The following is a 1771-nucleotide window of genomic DNA, read 5'->3' as shown; positions in this document are numbered from 1 at the left end:
GGTACTTCTCGCCATGTCACCCAGCGACAGGAGCCCGACGCCGTTGAAATTCTCTCCGGCGTGTTTGAAGGACAGACGACCGGCACGCCGATCGCGCTGTTGATCCGCAACGAAGATCAGCGCAGCCGCGATTATGGAAATTTGATCGATACCTTTCGACCCGGGCATGCAGACTATACCTACTGGCAGAAATACGGTATTCGCGATCATCGAGGCGGAGGACGTGCCTCGGCACGAGAAACGGCTGTCCGTGTGGCCGCCGCCGCCATTGCGAGAAAGTGGCTCAGGGAAAAATATGGTGTCGTGATTCGTGGCTATCTGAGCCAGTTGGGTCCTCATGAACTGGTTTTCAAAGATTGGAATGCGGTGGGTCACAATCCGTTTTTCTCAGCCGATCCCGATGTCGTATCCAAGCTGGAATCATTCATGGATGATCTGCGAAAGGCAGGCGACTCGGTCGGCGCCAGAATTACGACCGTAGCCGAGCATGTGCCGGTCGGGTGGGGTGCCCCGGTGTATGGAAAGTTGGATGCCGAATTGGCGGCAGCCATGATGAGCATCAATGCGGTAAAGGCAGTGGAGATCGGATCAGGTTTTGCGTCGGTGACCCAACGAGGATCGGAGCACGGCGACGAACTGACACCGGACGGCTTTGTCACGAATCACGCCGGCGGCATTCTGGGCGGCATCTCCACCGGGCAGGACATTGCCGTGACGATCGGCATCAAGCCGACGTCGAGCATCCGTGTGCCGCGCCGATCAATCGATAAACAAGGCAATGCCGTGATGGTTGAAACCACCGGCCGCCACGACCCCTGCGTCGGAATACGCGCCACACCGATCGCCGAAGCCATGATGGCCCTTGTGCTCATGGATCATGCACTGCTCCATCGCGCACAAAATGCCGATGTGATGACGAAAACCCCAAAAATTGTTGCCTCTGCGAAGAATTCGGCAGCTCGTTCGAATCAGCACCTGTCATGAAGACCAACTTCTCCGATCCTGCTGAAGCGTAGGAGCTGTGACGCTACAAAGGGATCCCGACGTCTTCAGGTCCAACCCATTGCCTTAAGAAGCTCTTTCCCCTACTGCGATTCCTCCGTACTGATTTCGATCTGGTCGGCAGCTTCTTTAATGCCCTTGGGGTACAGCACGATTTCAATCCTGCGGTTGGCTGATCGTCCCTCATCGGTATCGTTCGAAGCGACGGGTTGCGTGTCCGCATAGCCGACCGCGGAGAGATGACGGGAGTCCACGTCACCTCGGTCGATCAAATAACGCACGACCGCCGTAGCCCGTGCCGTCGACAGTTCCCAATTCGTCTTGTAACGATTCTGCAATTTGACGCTGATCGGCACATTGTCCGTGTGGCCTTCGATTCGGATCTGTTTGTCGCTGACGGTTTTCAAGAGATCGCTGACCTGTTTCAGCACCTTCTGGCCGGCCGGTTTCACCTCTGCCTGACCGGAGTCGAACAAGACCCGGTCCACCATTTTGATGGTGAGGCGGTCGCGTACTTGCTGGACGGTGATATTGCCCTTGGAGATCTCGTCTTGGAGCGACTTGGATAACTCTTCCTGCGTTCGCGTAAGCCGCTTGATCTCCGCGTCCTTCGATTCCTTGGCAGCCCGCTCCTGATCGAGTGTCTCGGCCAATCGCGCCTGTTCCTGGCGGAGCTGTTCACGATCGTTCTCGATTTGGGCTGCCTTGGCTTCCATTGATGCAGCTTGTTGCTGCAACTTCTCGATTTCCTCCCGCGCGGAAGCACTGC

Annotated in this window: 2 protein-coding genes; one reads left to right on the top strand and one right to left on the bottom strand. The window is 56.7% G+C overall.

Annotated elements, in window-relative coordinates:
* Positions 1-984: chorismate synthase (aroC, locus tag ACOSYY_RS18280; protein WP_421664281.1), on the top strand; the 984-nt coding region annotated here is incomplete at its 5' end.
* Between the two features lie 101 nt (positions 985-1085).
* Here aroC and ACOSYY_RS18275 read toward each other — a convergent pair.
* On the bottom strand, positions 1086-1771 hold a 686-nt coding region (locus tag ACOSYY_RS18275), incomplete at its 5' end, for an OmpA family protein (protein ID WP_421664280.1).

The sequence above is a fragment of the Nitrospira sp. BLG_2 genome, assembly GCF_049222245.1.
Note: the sequence above shows the minus strand (reverse complement) of the source record. Positions and strands in the feature narration are given on the sequence as shown.